This window comes from Rhodococcus sp. (in: high G+C Gram-positive bacteria) (assembly GCF_049591685.1).
GTDB lineage: Bacteria > Actinomycetota > Actinomycetes > Mycobacteriales > Mycobacteriaceae > Rhodococcoides.
In genome coordinates this window covers 1-3,689 of sequence record NZ_JBAWFH010000112.1, presented here as the reverse complement: position 1 = coordinate 3,689, position 3,689 = coordinate 1, and the positions used below count along the sequence as shown (strand labels likewise).

The following is a 3,689-nucleotide window of genomic DNA, read 5'->3' as shown; positions in this document are numbered from 1 at the left end:
AACTCGGACGCCACATCTTCGCCGCACCCACCTACTACTACAAGACGGGAATCGCTTTCTTGTCGTGGCTCAACGGAAAGCAATCCGGCTTCTCGATGGTGGGCGGACTGGCGACCGGCCGCAGCGTAGAGCACCTCACGACACTGTTCGTGCTGGCCGATCAAGCGGGACTGCTGTCCGACCCCGCATTGGCCGTTCACCGAATGGGACTGTTTCTCGAACTGAACGGAGTATCGTGATGACGGACAATCCCTACGCTGCATTGTCTTTGAACACGAAGACGGTCAACAGCTGGACCCTGAGAGAAGCCGTGGACGGTGCCGCGCGCGCCGGACTCGGTGCGATCGGTCCGTGGCGCGATCGCGTCCAGGAGGTCGGCGTGCCGCAGGCGGCGAAGTTGGTGTCCGACGCGGGATTACGGGTCTCGAGTCTGTGCCGCGGCGGATTCCTCACCGCAATCGACGACGACGGGTTGGACGACAACCGCCGGGCCCTCGACGAGGCCGCCGAGTTGGGGGCGCCCGAGTTGGTCATGGTGATGGGCGGAATCCCGGATCGCGACCTCATCGGGGCACGGGCGCGCGTCGAAGAACGGCTCGGTCTTCTCGTGCCGTACGCCCTCGAGCGGGGAGTGCGGATCGCACTCGAGCCGCTGCATCCGATGTTCGTGGCTGATCGAGCGGTCATTTCCACACTGGGACAGGCACTGTCGATGGCCGAGCCGCATCCCGCCGAAGCAGTCGGCGTCGTCGTCGACACGTTCCACGTCTGGTGGGATCCCGATCTCGAAGCGTTGATCGAGACGGCGGGAGAACGTGGCCGCATCAGTTCCTACCAGGTGTGCGACTGGCTCGTGCCGATGGAAGCCGATCCTCTGCTGTCCCGCGGCATGATGGGTGACGGAGTCATCGACTTCGGCACGATCGGCACCTGGGTTCGACGAGCCGGATATCGCGGTGACGTCGAAGTCGAGATCTTCAACCAGAAGGTGTGGGACACCGACGGGAACGCGGTGCTCGAGACCATGAAGGAGCGCTACCGCGACCTAGTCCTGCCTACACTGCTCGAATGAAAATCCTCTTTGCTCCGGATTCCTACAAGGGCACCATCGGATCCGTCGATGCTGCCCTGGCATTGCGGGACGGATGGGCATCGGTACGAGACGGTGACGAGCTCGTGCTGATGCCCCAGGCGGACGGGGGAGAGGGCACGCTCGACGTACTGGCAGCGTGCACGCCAGGATCGCGTTGGTCGGTGGCGAGAAGTGTGCACGGACCGGATGGCCGACCCGTCGACGCGCGGTGGCTGACACTCGCCGACGGCCGCGCGATGATCGAACTGGCCGAACCATCCGGGATCGCGCTGATGGACGAGTTGGACGCCTTCGGTGCCGGTACGCGGGGGCTCGGAGAAGTCATCGCTGCGGCTCGGGCGGACCGCCTGTCCATCGCACTGGGTGGTTCGGCGTCGACGGACGGTGGTCTCGGCGTCCTGCGTGCGCTCGGCCTCCGCGTACTGGATGCAGCAGGGGCGGACGTTCCCGAAGGAGCGACCGGACTCATCGCAGCGGCAACCGTCGACCCGAGTGGGCTCATGTCCGCACCCGCGGACGTCGAATTGCTGACGGACACCTCGGCCGTGCTGTGCGGGGTGTCCGGCGCAGCGCACGTCTTCGGACCGCAGAAAGGGGCCTCGCCCGACGACGTCGAGGTACTCGATGCCGCTCTCGCGAAATGGGCCGAGTTGCTGGCCGGGGCGGGACTCGTCGCCGATCCCGACACGCCCGGCGTCGGCGCAGCAGGAGCGACCGCATTCGGACTGTGCGCGTGGGGTGCCCATATTGCCCCGGGAGCCCAGCGCGTGTCAGAGCTCACCGGGCTCGCAGACGCCACCCCGACGGCCGACCTCGTGGTGACCGGGGAAGGCAAGTTCGACCGAACCTCGCTCACCGGCAAACTCGTCGGCCACGTGGTGGGTTCGTGTCAGGCGTCCGGTGTGCGGGTCGCCGTCGTCGCGGGCCAGGTCGCGCACGAGATGGAGGTCGAGACTTTGTCGCTCTGCGAGATCGCCGGTAGCTCGGAGGCAGCAATGAGCGACACGCGTGCGTGGCTGGTGGAGGCAGGGAGGCGTCTGGCGGGTGCGGTTCCCACCCGTGTGTGAAAAGTGCTGTTGGGACCACACCATCCGTGCACGGGTGGCGCAGCCGCATAGAGTGGGCACGCCTCGCCCCCTCACTCCCAGGAGTTGTTTTCGTTGAGTTGGATTCGCCTGAACGACGTCGCCAAGGGATACGACGGGAAGGTGATGTTGCGCGAGGTGTTCTTCAAGCTCGCCGACGGTGATCGCATCGGGCTCATCGGCCGTAACGGCACCGGCAAGACCACGTTGCTGCAGCTGCTCCTCGGGCGGGAGACCCCCGACTCCGGAACTGTCGATGTCACCGAGGGCGCGCGCATCGGCTACTTCTCGCAGTTCTCCGAGCTCGAGGGCGACCGAAGTATTCAAGCCGAACTGGAAGCGCTGTTCACCAAGATTCACGCCATCGAGACCGAGCTAGCCGAGGTGGAAGCAGCGCTCGGAGGCGATCTCGACGAAAAGCAGATGTACAAGCTCGTCGACCGCCAAGCCGAACTGCTCGATGCGATGGAGAACGGCGGCGGCTGGACTTACCACCAGCGCATCGACACCGTGCTGTCGATGCTGGGGTTCAACGCGGAGCGGCGTGAACTGCCCGTCGACCGACTTTCCGGCGGATGGCGAAACCGAGCAGCGCTCGCGAAGATTTTGATCGAGGCGCCAGACGTCCTGCTGCTCGACGAGCCGACCAACTTCCTCGACGTCGCCGGAATCGCGTGGCTAGAACGGTGGTTGCGTGACTTCCGCGGCGCCTTGCTCGTCGTCTCGCACGACCGCGCGTTTCTCGAGCAAGTTGTCACCAGCATCGTCGAGATCGAGAACCACCACCTGCAGACGTATGACGGTAGCTACTCGGAGTACGTGCAGCAGAAGCAGTTTCGGCTCAAGAACCTCGAACGCGAGTTCAGCAACGAGCAACAACTACTTGCGTACGAGCAGGAAGCGATCAGCGACCGGAAGGAAGCAGTCAAGAACCCGAGCGGTGTACTCAAGCGTCGACTTGCGAACATCAAGAAGAGCAAGAACCCGCGGCCCGTCGACGCCGTCGTCACCGCAATCTACGGCGGACTCCACGTCCACGACAACCTTGCCGAGATCGCCGGGATATCGAAGAGCTACGGCGAACAACAGCTTTTCGCGGACTTGTCGTTCACGGTGCACCGTGGGGACCGCATCGCCATCACCGGGCCGAACGGCTGCGGAAAGACCACGCTGGTGGACATCCTCACCGAGGCTGAAAAACCGGACACCGGAAAGATCAAGTGGAAGACCAAGGCGCCGGCCTTCATCTACTACAACCAGGTGCTGGCAGACCTCGACCCGAACGACACCGTCACGCACTCCGTCAATGCCATGCCCGACAGTCTTGCTCTGACCGCAACGAAAAAGGAAGTCAATCGCTTTTTGACGCTTCTGCAGTTCAGCGAGATGGACCTGAAAACTCGGATCGGTGTGCTGTCCGGCGGGCAGAAGGCACGCGTCGCGTTGGCCCAGTGCCTACTGTTCGGTGTCGGAGTCATCGTGCTCGACGAGCCCACCAACCACCTCGACCT

4 protein-coding genes are annotated in these 3,689 nt (G+C 64.1%); all 4 read left to right on the top strand.

Translation table 11 applies throughout. The features are described from left to right. A partial coding sequence (locus WBQ44_RS04985) for a DUF993 family protein (protein WP_495565629.1) occupies positions 1–239 on the top strand: 239 nt, incomplete at its 5' end. Beyond that, a complete protein-coding gene (locus tag WBQ44_RS04980; RefSeq protein WP_495565628.1) occupies positions 239–1,072 on the top strand; it encodes a sugar phosphate isomerase/epimerase family protein in 834 nt (277 codons plus the stop codon). The genes WBQ44_RS04985 and WBQ44_RS04980, both read left to right, overlap by 1 nt. Beyond that, positions 1,069–2,160, top strand: a complete 1,092-nt coding sequence (locus tag WBQ44_RS04975) for a glycerate kinase (RefSeq protein ID WP_495565627.1) — start codon at positions 1,069–1,071, stop codon at positions 2,158–2,160. The genes WBQ44_RS04980 and WBQ44_RS04975 overlap by 4 nt, the downstream gene beginning before the upstream one ends. Positions 2,161–2,253: 93 nt before the next feature. Beyond that, positions 2,254–3,689 (top strand): ABC-F family ATP-binding cassette domain-containing protein (locus tag WBQ44_RS04970; protein ID WP_495565626.1); only part of this gene is annotated, 1,436 nt, incomplete at its 3' end.

Coding starts and splice junctions, on each gene's coding strand:
- WBQ44_RS04980 (WP_495565628.1), top strand. CDS start 239: ATGACGGACAATCCCTACGCTGCATTGTCTTTGAACACGAAGACGGTC.
- WBQ44_RS04975 (WP_495565627.1), top strand. CDS start 1,069: ATGAAAATCCTCTTTGCTCCGGATTCCTACAAGGGCACCATCGGATCC.